15 protein-coding genes are annotated in these 18,283 nt (G+C 37.8%); 13 read left to right on the top strand and 2 right to left on the bottom strand.

The annotated features are described in order from the left end of the window. Positions 1 to 274: 274 nt before the first annotated feature. Positions 275 to 2,380, top strand: a complete 2,106-nt coding sequence (locus HMPREF2701_RS05375; RefSeq protein ID WP_049552115.1) for an ATP-dependent Clp protease ATP-binding subunit — start codon at positions 275 to 277, stop codon at positions 2,378 to 2,380. A 60-nt stretch (positions 2,381 to 2,440) separates the two neighbouring features. On the opposite strand, the gene HMPREF2701_RS05370 is transcribed toward HMPREF2701_RS05375, so the two are convergent. Next, on the bottom strand, positions 2,441 to 2,923 hold the full coding sequence (locus tag HMPREF2701_RS05370) for an S-ribosylhomocysteine lyase (protein ID WP_049510097.1): 483 nt from the start codon (positions 2,921 to 2,923) through the stop codon (positions 2,441 to 2,443). Positions 2,924 to 3,017: 94 nt separating this feature from the next. Continuing rightward, positions 3,018 to 4,502 (bottom strand): DUF1846 domain-containing protein, encoded by a 1,485-nt coding sequence (locus tag HMPREF2701_RS05365; protein WP_070482386.1) that lies wholly within the window; start codon positions 4,500 to 4,502, stop codon positions 3,018 to 3,020. Between the two features lie 152 nt (positions 4,503 to 4,654). Between HMPREF2701_RS05365 and HMPREF2701_RS05360 the strand changes: the two genes are divergently transcribed. The 12 genes from HMPREF2701_RS05360 (at position 4,655) to HMPREF2701_RS05305 (ending at position 18,280) form a co-directional block, all read left to right on the top strand. Next, positions 4,655 to 6,262 carry a glycoside hydrolase family 13 protein gene (locus tag HMPREF2701_RS05360; protein ID WP_070482384.1) on the top strand — a complete coding sequence of 536 codons (1,608 nt, stop codon included), beginning with the start codon at positions 4,655 to 4,657 and terminating at the stop codon, positions 6,260 to 6,262. 196 nt (positions 6,263 to 6,458) lie between these two features. Then, a complete protein-coding gene (locus HMPREF2701_RS05355; RefSeq protein ID WP_061589577.1) occupies positions 6,459 to 8,417 on the top strand; it encodes a peptide ABC transporter substrate-binding protein in 1,959 nt (652 codons plus the stop codon). 240 nt (positions 8,418 to 8,657) lie between these two features. After that, positions 8,658 to 10,103 carry an LCP family glycopolymer transferase CpsA gene (locus tag HMPREF2701_RS05350; protein ID WP_049487461.1) on the top strand — a complete coding sequence of 482 codons (1,446 nt, stop codon included), beginning with the start codon at positions 8,658 to 8,660 and terminating at the stop codon, positions 10,101 to 10,103. Between the two features lies 1 nt (position 10,104). Next, entirely contained in the window at positions 10,105 to 10,836 is a 732-nt protein-coding gene (gene cps4B, locus HMPREF2701_RS05345) for a capsular polysaccharide biosynthesis protein Cps4B (RefSeq protein ID WP_020901547.1), read from the top strand. A gap of 8 nt (positions 10,837 to 10,844) precedes the next feature. Beyond that, positions 10,845 to 11,537 carry a capsular polysaccharide biosynthesis protein CpsC gene (cpsC, locus tag HMPREF2701_RS05340; RefSeq protein WP_049552118.1) on the top strand — a complete coding sequence of 231 codons (693 nt, stop codon included), beginning with the start codon at positions 10,845 to 10,847 and terminating at the stop codon, positions 11,535 to 11,537. 9 nt (positions 11,538 to 11,546) lie between these two features. Continuing rightward, positions 11,547 to 12,230, top strand: coding sequence for a tyrosine-protein kinase (locus HMPREF2701_RS05335; RefSeq protein ID WP_020901549.1), 684 nt, complete (start codon positions 11,547 to 11,549; stop codon positions 12,228 to 12,230). 34 nt (positions 12,231 to 12,264) lie between these two features. Next, the gene (locus HMPREF2701_RS05330) at positions 12,265 to 13,632 is read left to right on the top strand and encodes a sugar transferase (protein WP_049552119.1); all 1,368 of its coding nucleotides are present in this window, start codon (positions 12,265 to 12,267) and stop codon (positions 13,630 to 13,632) included. 4 nt (positions 13,633 to 13,636) lie between these two features. Next, entirely contained in the window at positions 13,637 to 14,422 is a 786-nt protein-coding gene (locus tag HMPREF2701_RS05325; RefSeq protein ID WP_033682339.1) for a LicD family protein, read from the top strand. Between the two features lie 19 nt (positions 14,423 to 14,441). Then, positions 14,442 to 15,164, top strand: coding sequence for a WecB/TagA/CpsF family glycosyltransferase (locus HMPREF2701_RS05320; RefSeq protein WP_033682311.1), 723 nt, complete (start codon positions 14,442 to 14,444; stop codon positions 15,162 to 15,164). Further along, a complete protein-coding gene (locus HMPREF2701_RS05315; protein ID WP_061589576.1) occupies positions 15,139 to 16,224 on the top strand; it encodes a glycosyltransferase family 4 protein in 1,086 nt (361 codons plus the stop codon). Before HMPREF2701_RS05320 ends, HMPREF2701_RS05315 begins: the two co-directional genes overlap by 26 nt. Further along, a complete protein-coding gene (gene wecB / locus HMPREF2701_RS05310; protein ID WP_033682309.1) occupies positions 16,221 to 17,315 on the top strand; it encodes a non-hydrolyzing UDP-N-acetylglucosamine 2-epimerase in 1,095 nt (364 codons plus the stop codon). Before HMPREF2701_RS05315 ends, wecB begins: the two co-directional genes overlap by 4 nt. Continuing rightward, a complete protein-coding gene (locus HMPREF2701_RS05305; protein ID WP_049487469.1) occupies positions 17,315 to 18,280 on the top strand; it encodes a glycosyltransferase family 2 protein in 966 nt (321 codons plus the stop codon). Before wecB ends, HMPREF2701_RS05305 begins: the two co-directional genes overlap by 1 nt. Positions 18,281 to 18,283 lie beyond the last annotated feature (3 nt).

Genomic DNA, 18,283 nt, shown 5'->3' with positions numbered 1-18,283 from the left:
TTACTTGACCTTTTTTGACTAATGTAGTATATTATGAACGTAAGGTAAATGAAAACCTTGCTAGAACACTTATTTAAAGTAAAATAGAAAGAGGTGGGGTCTATGTTTAATCTAGAAATCTTTAGAAGTAAAGATAGTCTACTCCTGCTTGAAAAAGAAAAACCAGAAATAGTACGTAGAGTAGCGATTTAGCTAGTCTAAATTTTTTAAAACAAAGGTCAAAGATAGTCAATATCAGTAATCATAACTAAGTAAACAAAAAGAGGTAAAGAATATGAACAACAACTTTAATAACTTTAACAACATGGATGATTTATTTAACCAATTGATGGGTGGCATGCGAGGATATAGTTCTGAAAACCGTCGCTACTTGATTAATGGACGTGAAGTCACACCTGAGGAATTTGCTCACTATCGTGCAACTGGCCAATTGCCAGGAAATGCAGAAGTTGATGGAAAAATGCCACAACAGGCATCAGGTATGAAACAAGACGGTGTACTTGCAAAACTAGGTCGAAACTTGACTGCAGAAGCGCGTGAGGGAAAGCTGGATCCTGTTATCGGACGAAACAAGGAAATTCAAGAAGCATCTGAAATCCTCTCGCGCCGTACCAAGAACAATCCTGTTTTGGTCGGAGATGCAGGCGTTGGTAAGACAGCCGTTGTCGAAGGTCTAGCACAAGCCATTGTGAACGGAGATGTTCCAGCTGCTATTAAGAACAAGGAAATCATTTCCATTGATATCTCAGGTCTTGAGGCTGGTACTCAATACCGTGGTAGCTTTGAAGAAAACGTTCAAAACCTAGTCAATGAGGTCAAAGAAGCGGGAAATATCATTCTCTTCTTTGATGAAATTCACCAAATTCTTGGTGCTGGTAGCACAGGTGATGGTCAAGGGTCTAAAGGTCTTGCTGATATCTTGAAACCAGCTCTTTCACGTGGAGAATTGACAGTGATTGGCGCAACTACTCAGGATGAATACCGTAATACTATCTTGAAGAATGCAGCTCTTGCTCGTCGTTTCAACGAAGTCAAGGTAAATGCTCCTTCAGCAGAGGATACTTTTAAAATTCTTCAAGGAATTCGTGACCTCTATCAACAACACCACAATGTCATCTTGCCAGACGAAGTTTTGAAAGCAGCGGTGGATTATTCTGTTCAATATATTCCACAACGTAGCTTGCCAGATAAGGCTATCGACCTTGTCGATGTTACGGCGGCTCACTTGGCAGCTCAGCATCCAGTAACAGATGTTCATGCTGTTGAACGTGAAATTGAGGCAGAAAAAGACAAGCAAGAAAAAGCAGTTGAGGCAGAAGATTTTGAAGCAGCTCTAAATTATAAAACACGCATCGCAGAATTGGAAAAGAAAATCGAAAACCATACAGAAGATATGAAAGTGACTGCAAGTGTCAACGATGTGGCTGAATCTGTAGAACGTATGACGGGTATTCCAGTATCTCAAATGGGGGCTACGGACATCGAACGTTTGAAAGATATGGGTCATCGTTTGCGGACAAAAGTTATTGGTCAAGATAAGGCCGTTGAAGCAGTAGCAAAAGCTATCCGTCGTAACCGTGCTGGTTTTGATGAAGGAAATCGCCCAATCGGTAGCTTCCTCTTTGTAGGTCCTACTGGTGTTGGTAAGACTGAGTTGGCTAAACAATTGGCTCTTGATATGTTCGGAACGAAAGATGCTATCATCCGTTTGGACATGTCAGAATACAGCGACCGCACAGCCGTATCTAAATTGATTGGTACAACTGCAGGTTATGTTGGTTACGATGACAACAACAATACCTTGACAGAACGCGTCCGTCGCAATCCATACTCAATCGTCCTTCTCGACGAAATTGAAAAGGCTGACCCTCAAGTCATCACCCTTCTCCTTCAAGTTTTGGACGATGGTCGTTTGACAGATGGTCAAGGTAACACTATCAACTTCAAGAATACGGTGATTATCGCAACTTCAAACGCAGGCTTTGGTTACGAAGCTAACTTGACAGAAGATGCGGATAAACCAGAATTGATGGATCGTTTGAAACCTTACTTCCGTCCAGAATTCCTTAACCGTTTCAATGCAGTCATCGAATTCTCACACTTGAGCAAAGAAGATCTTTCTAAGATTGTGGACTTGATGTTGGTTGAAGTTAACAAGACGCTTTCTAAGAAAGACATTGACTTGGCAGTGAGCGAAGCTGCTAAAGAATACATGACTGAGGAAGGCTACGATGAAGTCATGGGTGTTCGTCCACTCCGTCGTGTGGTTGAACAACAAATCCGTGACAAAGTCACAGACTTCCACTTGGATAACCTTGATACTAAACACCTAGAAGCTGACATGGAAGATGGTGTTTTGGTCATTCGTGAAAAAGCCTAAGACAGAATTTTGAGCATAAAAAAGAAGGAGCCAGCTGAAAAACTGGTTCCTTTTTTGTGTTTAAATCACATGACGCTCAAAGGCATCGTCTGAAATCCCTTGTTCCAAGATGAGTTTAGCCCATTCTTTAGCAGAAAAGAGGCTGTGATCCTTGTAGTTACCGCAAGATTCGATGGTTGTTCCAGGAACATCTTCCCAAGTAGTAGTTTCAGCGATTTCTTTGAGCGAATCCTTGATAACAGATGCGATTTCAGCACTGGTGTGGCGCCCCCACATAATCATGTGGAAGCCTGTGCGGCAACCAAATGGTGAACAGTCAATCATGCCGTCGATGCGGGTACGGATGAGTTTGGCTAAGAGGTGCTCGATAGTGTGAAGGCCAGCAGTAGGGATAGAGTCTTCATTGGGTTGCACTAAGCGAATATCATAATTGGAGATGACATCTCCCTTTGGCCCTTTTTCCTCCCCAATCAAGCGAACATAGGGTGCCTTAACAATGGTGTGGTCAAGTTCAAAACTTTCAACAATAACTTCTTTTGGCATGGTAAATCCTTTCAGTTTTCTAATTTCATTATAACATAAAGCCGGCTCTTGAGGCAGAGAGAAAACCTCTCCGAGGCTGGAGAGGTTGAAATCTTTATTTACGATACAAGCGGTCGTATTGGTAGTAAGGGTCAAAGGTTACGTTGATACCCAGTTTACGAAGGACATTCTTATCTTCATCAGTCAAGATGATGGTTGAGTGGGCTTCGCTTCCTTTGAGGTTGCCAAGTTCTTCCATAGCACGAGCAGCATCAGAATTTTCTGTAGCTGTGATGGCAAGTGCAATCAAAATTTCATTTGAATGCAGGCGTGGATTGCGACTACCCAGATGATCGATTTTAAGACCTTGGATCGGCTTAACAACTTCAGGCTCGATGAGTTTTACTTCCTTGGCAATGTCAGCTGATTTCTTGATAGCGTTGATCAAGGCAGCGGCTGTAGGACCAAAGAGCTCTGAGTTCTTACCAGTGACAATTTCTCCGCTTGGCAATTCAAGGGCTAGGGCTGGTCCACCAGTTTCTTCTGCTTTTTGACGCGCAACGACAGCAACCTTACGGTCTGCAGGTGTGATGCCGAGGTCGTTCATGAGCAACTCAATTTTTTTGACAGCAGCTTCGCCAACTTTTTCGGCTTTGAAATCAAGAACAGTTTGATAGTAACGGCGGATGATTTCTTGTTTAGAAGCTTCGACAGCAGCCTCATTATCTGTAATAGCGAAACCAACCATGTTGACACCCATGTCTGTCGGTGAAGCGTATGGAGATTTACCAAGGATACGTTCTAACATGCGCTTGAGCACTGGGAAAATCTCGATATCACGGTTGTAGTTGACAGTAGTTTCTCCGTAGGTTTGGAGATGGAAGGGGTCAATCATGTTGACATCATCAAGGTCAGCTGTGGCAGCCTCGTAGGCCAAATTGACTGGGTGATGAAGGGGAAGATTCCAAACTGGGAAGGTTTCAAATTTAGCGTAGCCAGACTTGATACCATTGATTTGGTCGTGGTACATATTGGACATACAAGTTGCCAATTTTCCAGAACCAGGTCCAGGAGCGGTCACGACAATCAAGTTGCGACTGGTTTTGATGTAGTCGTTTTTCCCCATGCCTTCTGGAGAAATGATGTGATCCATATCTGTCGGATATCCTTTGATTGGATAATGAAGATAAGAATCAATTCCATTTTTCTCAAGCTGATTGCGGAAGGCATCTGCAGCGGGTTGGCCAGCGTACTGTGTGATGACAACGGAGCCAACAAAAATCCCTAATTCATTGAATTTGTCAATCAAACGAAGAACTTCTTGGTCATAAGAAATGCCCAAGTCACCACGTGCTTTGGAATGTTCGATATTGCTAGCATTAATAGCAATCACAACCTCAACCTGCTCTTTCAATTCTTGTAAGAGCTTGATTTTGTTGTCAGGCTCATAACCAGGAAGAACGCGAGCAGCGTGGAAATCTTCTAACATTTTGCCGCCAAACTCCAAGTAGAGCTTGCCGTCAAATTGGTTAATGCGCTCCAAAATGTGGTCGCGCTGTAGATTCAAATATTGTTCAGAACTAAAAGCTTGTTTTTTCATTTTTTTACCTCTGACCTCTATTATAATAAAAAATTGGAAGTTAGGAAACTATGGAGTTAAAAAAGGAATCAAAAAGATTAGGCAAACGCTTGCATAAAATTTTAAAAAGCGCTATCATAGATTACAGATTATTAAAATAATGAGGTAAGAAGATGCAAGAAAAATGGTGGCACAATGCCGTAGTCTATCAAGTCTATCCTAAGAGCTTTATGGATAGCAACGGAGATGGAATTGGCGATTTGCCAGGAATTACCAGTAAGTTAGACTATCTAGCCAAGTTAGGAATTACAGCGATTTGGCTTTCTCCAGTTTATGACAGTCCTATGGATGATAATGGCTATGATATTGCTGATTATCAAGCGATTGCAGCTATTTTCGGAACCATGGAGGATATGGACCAACTGATCGCGGAAGCTAAGAAGCGTGATATTCGTATCATCATGGACTTAGTGGTCAATCATACCTCAGATGAGCATGCTTGGTTTGTCGAGGCCTGTGAAAATCCTGATAGCCCTGAACGAGACTACTATATCTGGCGGGATGAACCCAACGATTTAGATTCTATCTTTAGTGGTTCTGCTTGGGAATACGATGAAAAGTCAGGTCAATACTATCTTCACTTTTTCAGTAAGAAACAGCCGGATCTCAACTGGGAAAATGAAAAGCTTCGTCAGAAAATTTATGAGATGATGAACTTCTGGATTGATAAAGGCATTGGCGGCTTCCGTATGGATGTTATTGACATGATTGGGAAAATTCCTGACGAGCAAGTAGTCAATAATGGTCCTATGCTCCATCCCTATCTCAAGGAGATGAATCAGGCGACCTTTGGAGATAAGAATCTCTTGACAGTAGGAGAAACTTGGGGGGCAACGCCAGAGATTGCCAAGCTCTACTCTGATCCAAAGGGTCAAGAATTGTCTATGGTCTTCCAGTTTGAGCATATCTGTCTTCAGTATCAGGAAGGTCAGCCTAAATGGCACTATCAAAAAGAGTTGAATATCGCTAAGTTAAAAGAGATTTTCAACAAATGGCAGACAGAATTAGGAGTTGAGGATGGTTGGAATTCCCTCTTCTGGAACAATCATGACCTCCCTCGTATTGTCTCTATCTGGGGAAATGACCAAGAATACCGCGAAAAATCTGCCAAAGCCTTTGCCATCTTGCTTCATCTCATGAGAGGAACTCCTTATATCTACCAAGGCGAGGAGATTGGGATGACCAACTATCCGTTTGAAACACTGGACCAAGTAGAAGATATTGAATCCCTCAACTATGCGCGTGAAGCTCTTGAAAAAGGCGTTCCGATGGAAGAAATCATGGACAGTATCCGTGTCATTGGTCGTGACAATGCCCGTACCCCTATGCAATGGGACGAGGGCAAACATGCTGGTTTCTCAACAGGTCAACCTTGGTTGGCAGTGAATCCAAACTATCAAGCAATCAACGTTCAAGAAGCGCTGGCAAATCCCGATTCTATTTTCTATACTTATCAGAAACTGGTTCAAATCCGTAAGGAGAATAGTTGGCTGATTCGAGCTGACTTTGAATTGCTTGATACGGCTGACAAGGTTTTTGCCTATATCCGTAAAGATGGCAACCGTCGATTCCTAGTCGTAGCTAATTTGTCCAATGAAGAACAAGACTTGACCGTAGAAGGGAACGTCAAATCGGTCTTGATTGAAAACACCGTGGCTCAAGAAGCATTTGAAAAACAAATCTTGGCTCCATGGGATGCTTTCTGTGTGGAATTACTATAAACATTTTTTACAGAAAAATCTAAAAATCGAAATCGTATAAAAACAAGGGAGGACTGTATGAAAGGCAGAAATCCTTTGTTTTTTTATGGCAAAGATTTATAAACTTTCATTCTAGAAATTCAATTAACTTTACAAATTTCCACTATTTTGGTAAAATAAACCTATGTTATAAAAACTAACATAAAGGAGAAAGAAGATGACTACAAAAAAGCGTATCCTTAGTGCAGGCCTGACTGTTGCAGCTGCTTTGCTTTTAGCTGCTTGCGGACAATCAGGTTCAGATACAAAAACTTACTCATCAACCTTTAGTGGAAATCCAACTACATTTAACTATTTATTAGACTACTACGCTGATAATACAGCTATTATTACTAACCTAGTTGATGGTTTGCTTGAAAATGACAACCACGGAAACCTAGTTCCGTCTTTGGCAGAAGACTGGTCTGTTTCAAGCGACGGTCTGACTTATACCTATAAACTGAGAAAAGATGCCAAATGGTTCACGGCTGACGGTGAAGAGTACGCCCCAGTCAAGGCACAAGATTTTGTGACAGGGATTAAGTATGCAGTGGACAATAAATCACAGGCTATTGACTTGATTCAAAACTCAATCAAGGGCTTGAATGATTATATTACAGGAGCGGATTCTGACTTTTCTAAGGTTGGTGTGAAGGCAATCGACGACCATACTGTTGAGTATACTTTGGAACGCCCAGAACCTTACTGGAACTCAAAAACAACCAATAGTATTCTTTTCCCGGTGAATGAAGAGTTTTTAAACTCAAAAGGGAAAGATTTTGGGACCCTATCTCCAGATAGCATTCTCTACAGCGGACCTTATTTGTTAAAAGATTTTACATCAAAATCATCTATCGAGTATGTGAAAAATCCCCATTACTATGATCATGACAAAGTATCAATTGAACACGTGAAATTGGCCTATTTTGATGGTTCAGACCAAGAATTGACCATCCGTAACTTTGAAAGTGGAGCTTATTCTATCGCGGGGGTTTATCCAAATAGTTCTAACTTCGCTAAGATCAAGGAAAAATATAAGGATAATATCGTCTATAGTTTGCAGGACAAGACTTCTTGGTATTTCAATTTCAACGTCAACCGTAAGGCCTACAATCACACTGCTAAAACGACAGATGAGCAGAAGAAGTCAACTGAGGCAGCTGTCTTGAACAAAAACTTCCGCCAGGCAGTGAACTTTGCCTTGGACCGCACAACCTATTCTGCCCAGTCAAATGGGGAAGAAGCAGCTAGCAAGACCCTTCGTAACACCCTAGTGCCTCCTACATTTGTCCAAGTTGGAGACAAGACTTTTGGAGAAGTAGTTGCTTCTAAATTGGTCAACTACGGAACAGAATGGTCAGGTATTAACTTGGCAGATGCTCAGGATGCCTATTTCAACAAAGAAAAGGCCCAAGCAAAATTTGCAGAAGCTAAAAAAGAATTGGCAAGTCAAGGTGTGACTTTCCCAATTCACTTGGATGTTGCAGTTGATCAGACAAGTAAAAATGCTGTGACAGGCATGAACTCAGTTAAGCAGACCCTTGAGTCGGTTTTAGGTGCTGATAACATTGTCATTGATGTTCAACAACTTTCAACAGATGATTTTAATAACGTAGCTTTCTTGGCACCAACGCCAGCTGATCGTGACTATGATTTGAACTTTGATGGCTGGGTAGGTGACTACCAAGATCCGTCAACTTATCTTAATCCTTTCAATGCTGAGGATGGATTCTACCTCAAGATTTTTGGTTTAGATGCTCAGGAAGATAAAGCTAAAATTGCTAGCTTGGGTCTTGATACCTACACCAAGATGCTCAAAGATGCAGATAGCGAAAATAAAGATGTAGCCAAACGTTATGAAAAATATGCTGAAGCACAGGCTTGGATGATTGACAATTCTCTGATTATGTCAGCTATGTCGAGCGGTGGAACAGCATCTGTAACCAAAGTAACGCCATTTACAAGAGGTTATTCACTAGTCGGCATCAAGGGCGACGGCAATAACTACAAGTACATGAAACTGCAAAAAGACACTGTGACTACCAAGCAGTATGAAGAAGCTAAGACCAAATGGGAGCAAGAAAGCAAAAAAGCAATCGAAAAAGCTCAAAAAGAAGCAGAAAATCATGTAAAATAGATGAACGAGGTTCCGTAAGGGACCTTGTTTGTTATATTTTTGATTCGTATTCCTCTGTCTATGAAACGAGAATGTCAAAATAGGAAGCGATAGATACTATACAGGTTATAAAAAAAACAATTATTCCTTCGGAGTGCATTTAGAAGATGTATTGAAAACGCTGATAAAAAAAGGAATAAATGGAAATTATTTCATGATTGTGATATAATAATTCTGATAATCAACATATAGGGGAAAACTATGAATAAACGTTCAAAAAGAGCCCGTTCGGGTAAAGTTAAGCGGAGCATTAATATAGCTTTATTAACCATTTATGTATTATTGGGTGGTTTTTTGCTGTTCTTGATTTTTAGACATAATATATTGGCGTTTAGATACCTGAATGTTATGACGGCAGCTGTAGTGATTTTGGTCGCTTTAGCGAGTCTGCTTTTGATCATTTATAGAAAAGCAGAAAAGTTTACAATTTTCTTTTTAACACTAGCTATTTTAATGAGTTCAGTTTCTTTTTTTGCACTGCAACAATTTGTCGGCTTTACTAGTCATATCAATTCTACGTCAAATTACTCAGAATACTCAATGAGTGTTGTTGTTCTGAAAGATAGTGACGTTCATAATGTCACGCAATTAGATAGTATTACAGGACCTACGGATACTGATAATGATAATATTCAAAAATTGATAGCTGATATCAAAACTAGTCAGAGCAAAGAATTGACGGTTGAACAAAGCACCTCATACCTTGCAGCTTATAAGAGCTTGGTATCAGGTGAAGCAAAAGCGATTGTCTTAAATAGCGTCTTTGAAAATATTATAGAATCTGAATACCCTGATTACGCATCAAAAATTAGGAAAATCTACACTAAAAATATCACCAAAGAAGTAGCTGCTCCTAAAGTTTCTAAGAACAAGTCCTTCAATGTCTATGTGAGTGGTATTGACACTTACGGACCAATTAGTTCAGTTTCTCGTTCAGATGTCAACATTTTGATGACTGTTAATCAAGATTCAAAAAAAATTCTATTGACAACAACCCCTCGAGATTCTTATGTTCCGATTGCTGACGGCGGGAATAATCAAAAAGATAAGTTGACTCATGCAGGTATTTATGGAGTTGACTCCTCTATTCATACTTTGGAAAATCTTTATGGAGTTGATATTAATTACTATGTTCGTCTAAACTTCACTTCGTTCTTGAAATTGATTGACCTTTTAGGTGGTGTAGATGTATACAATGATCAGGAGTTTACATCTCGTCACGGGAAGTTCCACTTCCCAGTAGGAAATGTCCATTTAGATTCTGAACAAGCTCTTGGGTTTGTTCGTGAACGCTATTCGTTGGCTGATGGAGATCGTGACCGTGGTCGTAATCAACAAAAGGTTATTGTCGCAATTATTCAGAAATTAACTTCTACTGAAGCCTTAAAAAATTATAGTGATATTATTCAAGGTTTGCAAGATTCCCTTCAAACAAATATGCCTATCGAAACGATGATAGATTTGATTAATACTCAATTGGAGAGTGGTGGTAGTTATAAAGTCAACTCTCAAGACCTCAAAGGTACAGGTCGAATGGGACTTCCTTCTTATGCTATGCCAGATAGTAACCTTTATATGATGGAAATCGATGATAGTAGTTTAGCAACTGCTAAAAGTGCGATACAAGATGTGATGGAGGGAAGATGATATGATTGATATCCACTCTCACATTGTCTTTGATGTAGATGACGGGCCAAAGTCTATAGAAGATAGTAAAGCTCTTTTAATAGAAGCATATAATCAAGGAGTTCGGATGATTGTTTCGACTTCCCATCGTCGAAAAGGGATGTTTGAGACTCCAGAAGAAAAAATAGCGACGAATTTTTTAAAGGTTCGTGAGATTGCTAAAGAAGTGGCAGATGATTTGGTCATTGCTTACGGAGCAGAGATATACTATACTCCGGATGTTCTAGAAAAATTAGAAAACAAGCGCATTCCTACTCTCAATAACAGTCGTTATGCTTTGATTGAATTTAGTATGAATACACCCTATCGCGATATTCATAAAGGGTTAAGCAATATTTTGATGTTAGGGATTACCCCAGTGATTGCTCATATTGAACGTTATGATGCGTTGGAAAACAATGAAAAACGTGTTAGGGAACTGATTGATATGGGATGCTATACGCAAGTAAATAGTTCTCATGTTCTAAAACCTAAGCTCTTTGGTGAAACCTATAAATTTATGAAAAAGAGAGCCCAATATTTTTTGGAGAGAGACCTGGTTCATGTCATTGCAAGTGACATGCATAACTTAGATAGTAGACCTCCCTACATGGAGGATGCTCGTCAGATTATTTCTAAAAAGTATGGTAGAGACAAGGCGGAAGAGCTATTTGTAGAGAACCCTAGGAAAATTATAATGGATCAAATAATTTAGGAGAAAATATGAAAGAACAAAATACTATGGAAATCGATGTATTTCACCTGTTTAAAATTCTTTGGAAAAGAAAAATTCTAATTGCATTGGTAGCGATTGTAGCTGGAGCCTTAGCTTTTGCCTATAGTGCGTTTGTCGTTAAACCGGAGTTCACTAGTACTACACGGATTTATGTAGTCAACCGTAATCAGGGAGATAAGCCTGGTTTGACAAACCAAGACTTGCAAGCTGGATCGTACTTAGTTAAAGACTATCGTGAAATTATTTTGTCTCAAGATGTTTTGGAAAAAGTTACATCTAATTTGAAATTAGATCTATCACCAAAAGCTTTGGCTAGTAAAGTCAAGGTAACTGTACCAGTCGATACTCGTATCGTATCTATTTCCGTTAATGATAGAGTCCCTGAGGAAGCTAGTCGTATTGCTAACTCATTGAGAGAAGTAGCAGCTGAAAAGATTATCAGTATCACACGCGTTTCTGATGTCACAACACTTGAAGAAGCTCGTCCGGCTACAGCACCATCTTCTCCAAATATTCGTAGAAATACAATTATCGGGCTACTTGGAGGAACAGCATTTATGGTTATCGCTGTTCTTATCGTTGAACTGGTTGATACACGAGTGAAACGTCCAGAGGATATTGAAGATGTTATGCAAATTGCATTGTTGGGAGTTGTTCCAAATCTGGATAAATTGAAATAGGAGAGAGATATGCCGACATTAGAAATAGCACAGAAAAAATTAGATCTGGCCAAAAAAGCGGAAGAATACTATAATGCCTTGCGTACGAATATACAATTGAGTGGAAATAATTTACAAGTAATTTCTATCACTTCTGTAAAACCGGGTGAAGGAAAGTCAACGACTTCTACAAATATTGCTTGGGCATTCGCGCGTGCAGGTTACAAGACCCTGTTAGTAGATGCTGATATTCGTAATTCTGTCATGTCAGGTGTCTTCAAGTCACGTGAAAAAATTACTGGATTGACAGAATTTTTATCTGGAACAACAGACCTATCTCATGGTTTATGTGATACCAATGTTGAGAATCTATTTGTGGTTCAAGCTGGGTCTATCTCACCCAACCCAACTGCTTTATTGCAAAGTGAAAATTTTAGCACTATGATTGACACACTTCGCAAGTATTTTGATTATATTATTGTTGATACAGCGCCTATTGGTATCGTAATCGACGCAGCTATTATTACACAAAAATGTGATGCATCTGTTTTAGTTACTGCGGCAGGAGAAGCTAACAGAAAAGATGTTCAGAAGGCTAAAGGTCAATTGGAACAAACGAATAAACCATTTTTAGGAGTTGTATTAAATAAATTCAATACTTCAGCTGAGAAATATGGTTCTTACGGTGAGTATGGTTCTTACGGTAAAAAATAGGGGATAGAATAAGGGATAGACTAAGGAAGTAGTTATGGAAGAGAAAGGGATAAAAATATCTCTGGCAGTAATCCAGAGTTTTATAGTAGTGTTACTGGGGTATTCTCTTAGTTTTGTTAAAGAGACAGATATTCTTTCAACAACAATGATTGTCCTATATATTCTCCACTACATAGTATTTTATTTTAGCGATTACGGTCAAGATTTTTTTAGACGAGGGAGTTTGATTGAACTTGTTCGCTTGACAAAATATATCATTTTCTTTGCGTTGGCAATTAGTCTTTCTAATTTCTTTTTAGAAGAACGCTTTAGTATCTCTAGACGAGGCATGGTGTATTTCTTAACCTTACACTCGATTCTAATGTATCTAGTCAATATTTGTATCAAGTATTATTCGAAACGGGTATTTCCTAATTTGAAATGGAGTAAAAAACTATTCTTGATTACAGCAACGTCTAGAGTTGAGAAAGTGATGGATAAATTACTTGATGCGGGTGATTTCTTTGGAGAACTGGTGGCAGTTAGTGTATTAGATAAACCTAATTTCCAACATGATACTATTACAGTCGTACCAGTCGAAGATATTTTAAATTTTGCAACTCACGAAGTTGTGGACGAAGTGTTTATCAATCTTCCTAGTGAAGAATATGATATTGGTGAATTTATTTCTCGTTTTGAAACGATGGGAATTGATGTAACGGTTAATCTAAATGCTTTTGACCATAATCTAGGGCGTGACAAAAAAATCCGTGGGATGGCTGGTCTAAATGTCATTACTTTTTCGACGAAATTTTATAAGAATAGTCATGTAATTGCTAAGCGTGTCATAGATATTATTGGTTCTATTTTTGGTTTAATGATTTGTGGTCTAGTTAGTATAGTTCTAGTTCCAGCTATTCGAAAAGATGGTGGACCTGCTATTTTTGCCCAGACTCGCATAGGAAAAAACGGCCGACATTTTACTTTTTATAAATTTAGATCAATGTGTATTGATGCTGAGGATAAAAAGAGAGAATTGTTGGAGAAAAATACCATGCAGGGTGGTATGTTTAAGATGGACAATGATCCTCGCATTACAAAAATTGGTCGCTTTATCCGTAAAACTAGCTTGGATGAACTTCCCCAGTTTTGGAATGTTCTGAAAGGAGATATGAGCCTAGTGGGAACAAGACCGCCAACAGTTGATGAATATGAGACATACACACCTGAACAAAAACGTCGATTGAGTTTTAAACCGGGTATCACTGGACTTTGGCAAGTTAGTGGTAGAAGTGAGATTAAGAATTTTGATGAAGTTGTTAAATTAGATGTAGCTTATATAGACGATTGGACAATTTGGAAAGACATTGAAATTTTACTAAAAACTATTAAAGTTGTACTTATGAGAGATGGAGCGAAGTGATTTTATGAATAAAGTGAGGGAAATTCAACTAGGAGAATTATCTTTATTGAAAAACTTTATTGCTATTTGTAGTAAACATGATTTAAGATATTATGCTTTGGGAGGAACATTGCTAGGAGCCATTCGTCATAAAGGATTTATTCCTTGGGATGATGATATGGATTTAGGGATGCCTCGAAAAGATTATGAAAAATTTTTATCTATTTGTAAAAAAGAACTTCCAGAACATGTTATTTTGAGACTTCATGATGACAATTTAGGTAATACCTCTATTATGGATACATCCTTACAAATTCCATTTGGAGATGAACTATGTAGTCCATTCATAGATATTTTTCCTTTGGATGGTTATCCAGATGATCGTTTTCATTATTTTATTCATACAAACAAAATCAAATTCTATCGTGCACTTTCTAAAATTTCGGTAATCGATCGTCTACATGACAGAGATCGGGGAAGTTTTGAAAATGCAATTGTGAGTATATCAAAAGTTTTGAAATTAAATAAACTTCTAAAAACAGCCACTATTAACAACAAATTACAAAATCTAATTAAACAATATGATTTTGAAACTAGTTCAATAGTAGGTAATGTATTAGGCTCTTACAGAGAACGTGAGCTTGCTAGAAAAGAAGTATTCGGTGAACCACAATTACTAGAGTTTGAGAACTTAGAAATAAGTTGCCATGCAAACCCAGATGAATATTTAACAAAAATATATGGTGATTACATGAAGTTACCAAAAGAAGCCGAGCGTAAGGGTCATTTTGAGTCTACATGGGGAGATTAATTTGAATAGTTTTAATTTAATGGGGGTCAGAATTGACCCTTTAACAATGGATGAAACAGTACAAGAGGTTGAGAAATTTGTAATTGAACAACGTCCTCTTCATTTAATGGGCGTAAACGCTGATAAGATTAACCAATGTCAATCAGATGAAGCTATTAAGAAGATAGTTAACGAGTCTGAGATCATCAATGCAGATGGTGCATCAGTAGTTCTAGCTTCTCGATTTTTGGGCTACCAAGTTCCAGAACGAGTTGCTGGAATTGATTTAATGCAAAGATTATTAAAATTAGCCGATGAAAAATCTTATTCAGTGTATTTTTTTGGTGCTAAAGAAGAAGTTTTGCAAGATATGTTACAAAATTTTAAAGAAGAGTATCCCAATCTACGAGTTGTTGGACATCGTAATGGTTATTTTTCTGAGGAAGATGAGCAAGATATTCAGGAAGATATTCGTGAAAAGAATCCCGACTTTGTATTTGTTGGAATTACTTCACCTAAAAAAGAATACATCATCCAAAAATTTATGGATAATGGAGTGAATTCTATTTTTATGGGTGTAGGTGGTAGTTTTGATGTATTGTCTGGTCACATTCAGCGTGCCCCACTTTGGATGCAGAAATTGAACTTGGAGTGGTTGTTCCGAGTTGCTAATGAGCCAAAGCGTCTCTTTAAACGATACTTTGTAGGGAATGTTACCTTTATTAAGCGAGTTTTAGATGAGAAACGAAAAACGAAAAAATAATATTTTACATATTTCACGAACGATGGATATTGGTGGTGCTGAGAGAATCGTGTACCAGTTGAGTTCTGATTTGAAAGATGAGTTTGATAGTGTACATGTAGCTTCTACAGGAGGCCTTTGGGAACCAAAATTAGAGGCCCAAGGAATTATCCATCATAAAATTCACGATATAGACAGCAAAAATCCCCTTACTGTGTTGAAGCTGCTTCTTACTATTTATCAAATTATTAAGACAAATGATATTACTCTGGTTCATACGCATCATCGAATGGCAGCTTTTTATATTCGTTTATTAAAACTGATTAATCCCAAGCTAGTCCACGTTTACACTGCTCATAATGTCTTTAAAGATAAGTTGTCTTTATATAGATTTTCACTTAAAAATGCCTATAGTATTGCAGTTGGTCAAGCAGTTAATCAAAATTTGAAAGATGATGTGGGAGTTGCAAATAGCACTGTTATCTATAACGGAGTGATCTTGAAACAGTCAAATAGACAAGTTGATGAGATTATGAGGTTTGATGGAATCAAGCTAGGCTGTATTGCAAGATTATCTGAACAAAAAGGTTTGACTTATCTGCTTGATGCGATCTCTTTGATTTCAGATGAAAACCTTCGTTTATTTATCGTTGGGGATGGAGAACTTAGAGCCGAATTAGAAAACAAGGTTAAAGAACTAAATCTGGAAGATAAAGTATCTTTTTTAGGATATAGACAGGATATAGTGGAATGCATTAATAGTTTTGATTTCCTAGTGTCTTCGTCATTATTTGAGGGCTTGGCTCTAAATGTTATCGAAGCATTTATGAATGGAAAAACCATGGTTGCGACAGATATTCCTGGCATTAATGAAGTTGTTACAAAAGAAAATGGGATCTTGGTTCCTGCTAAAGATGCTAGGGCCTTAGCTTCTGCTATTGAGAGTCTGGCGACTGACTCAACTCTTAGAACTAGGTTAGCTCATCAAGCTAAAAAAGATTATGAAGAGAAGTTTAGTTATCCTTTATTTTTAGAGAATTATCGTAAATTTTATCAAAAACTAATGGGAGATTCAAAATGAAAAAAGTAATGTTAGTTTTTGGGACGCGTCCAGAAGCAATAAAAATGTGTCCCTTAGTGAATGAACTGAAGAAAAATGATTCAATCAAAACACTTGTGTGTGTAACGGGTCAACATAAAGAAATGTTAGAGCAAGTTTTAGATGTCTTTAAAGTTGTTCCTGATTATGATTTAGGAATTATGAAGGCAAATCAAACACTATTTACAATCACGACAAGTATTTTAGATAAAATTCAAGCAGTTTTAGAGCAGGAAAAACCAGATATTGTTCTTGTTCATGGGGATACTACAACCACTTTTGCGACAGCTTTAGCTGCATTTTACATGGGAATTAAAGTTGGACATGTAGAGGCAGGATTGAGAACTTATAATCTTCAAAGCCCATTTCCTGAAGAGTTCAATCGTCAGACTACTTCAATTATTGCGGATTTCAATTTTGCTCCGACAGAAGTGGCTAAAGAGAATCTTCTAAAAGAGGGAAGAGAGAATATCTATGTTACTGGAAATACTGTCATCGACGCCTTGAAGACAACCGTTCAAGAGCATTATGACCATCCTATTTTAGAGTGGGCTAAGGACAGTAAACTAATCATGTTGACAGCCCATAGACGTGAAAACCTTGGTCAACCTATGGAAAATATGTTTAATGCAGTTAATCGTATCCTGAATGAGTTTGAAGATGTTAAAGTCGTATATCCTATTCACAAGAATCCTAAGGTTCGTGAGCTAGCAAGTAAAGTGTTTGGCGACAATGAACGTATGAAAATCATTGAACCTCTAGAAGTCATTGATTTCCATAATTTTATGAATCAAAGCTACATGATTTTAACAGATTCTGGTGGTGTGCAAGAAGAAGCACCTTCTTTAGGTAAACCAGTATTAGTAATGCGTGATACAACAGAACGTCCAGAGGGGATTGCTGCAGGAACCTTGAAATTGGTAGGAACAGAAGAAGAAAATATTTATACTAATTTCAAACTGCTTCTAGAAGATGAAACAGAGTACAGCAAGATGAGTAAAGCAAGTAATCCATATGGAGATGGAAAAGCTTGTGAGCGTATTGTTGATATCATTTTGGAAGGATTATCATAATGGATCAGATTTCTATTGTTGTACCAGTGTACAATGTTGAGAACTGTTTGAGTTATTGTGTAGAAAGTCTAAGACAACAAACATATAAAAATATTGAAATAATCCTAGTAGATGATGGTTCGACGGATAGTTCTGGAGAAATTTGTGACCAATATGCTCGAGAAGATAATAGAATAAAAGTTCTGCATATTGAAAATGGGGGATTGTCCAATGCCCGCAATACTGGGGTAAAAGAATCTTCAACAGATTGGATTGTTTTCATTGATTCAGACGATTATTATGACCATAGAGCCATTGAATATTTAGTAGAACTTAGAGATAAGTATAGAGTTGATCTTGTAGCAACTCCAGTGATTGAAGTTAGAAACTATGAAAATAGTGATTTTTTAGGAGATTTCAGAGAGAAATATTCTGGAAAATTAGATCGTAGAACAGCTTTAGAACAAATGTTTTATGGAAATTATGTTGGGACACATTCAGGTGGTAAACTCTATAAGAAAGAAATCTTATTAAGGTTTCCATATCCTAAAGGGATGTTATATGAAGATTTAGCTCTTGCTTATGAGCATATTGCTTCCTGTGAAAATATTGCTGTTAGTGATCTAAATCTTTATAAATACTATCGAAGACCAGGAAGTATTGTAAATTCTAAGTATAGTGATCGTCTCTTAGATTTTTACAAGGCAATGGAATGGAATAGAAGTTATATTGAACGAGACTATTCAGGTGATAGGGATATGAGAAGAGCCTTGAATGTTCGCTATGTTTTTAATGGTCTGCATATTGTACATGCTATGCTTAGTTCAGATATGTATGCTGAAGTTAATAAAATTAGAAAAGAATACATTCAATATTTCAAAGATGTTATTCCGAATTCAAATGTTACAAGGAAAAATAAATTGAAATATATATTGTTTCTCGTATCTGCAAAATTGTATAACACTATTCGAAATAAGATTGGATAATTT

It is taken from the genome of Streptococcus sp. HMSC077D04, from assembly GCF_001808785.1.
Taxonomy (GTDB): domain Bacteria; phylum Bacillota; class Bacilli; order Lactobacillales; family Streptococcaceae; genus Streptococcus; species Streptococcus mitis_BX.
Note: the sequence above shows the minus strand (reverse complement) of the source record. Positions and strands in the feature narration are given on the sequence as shown.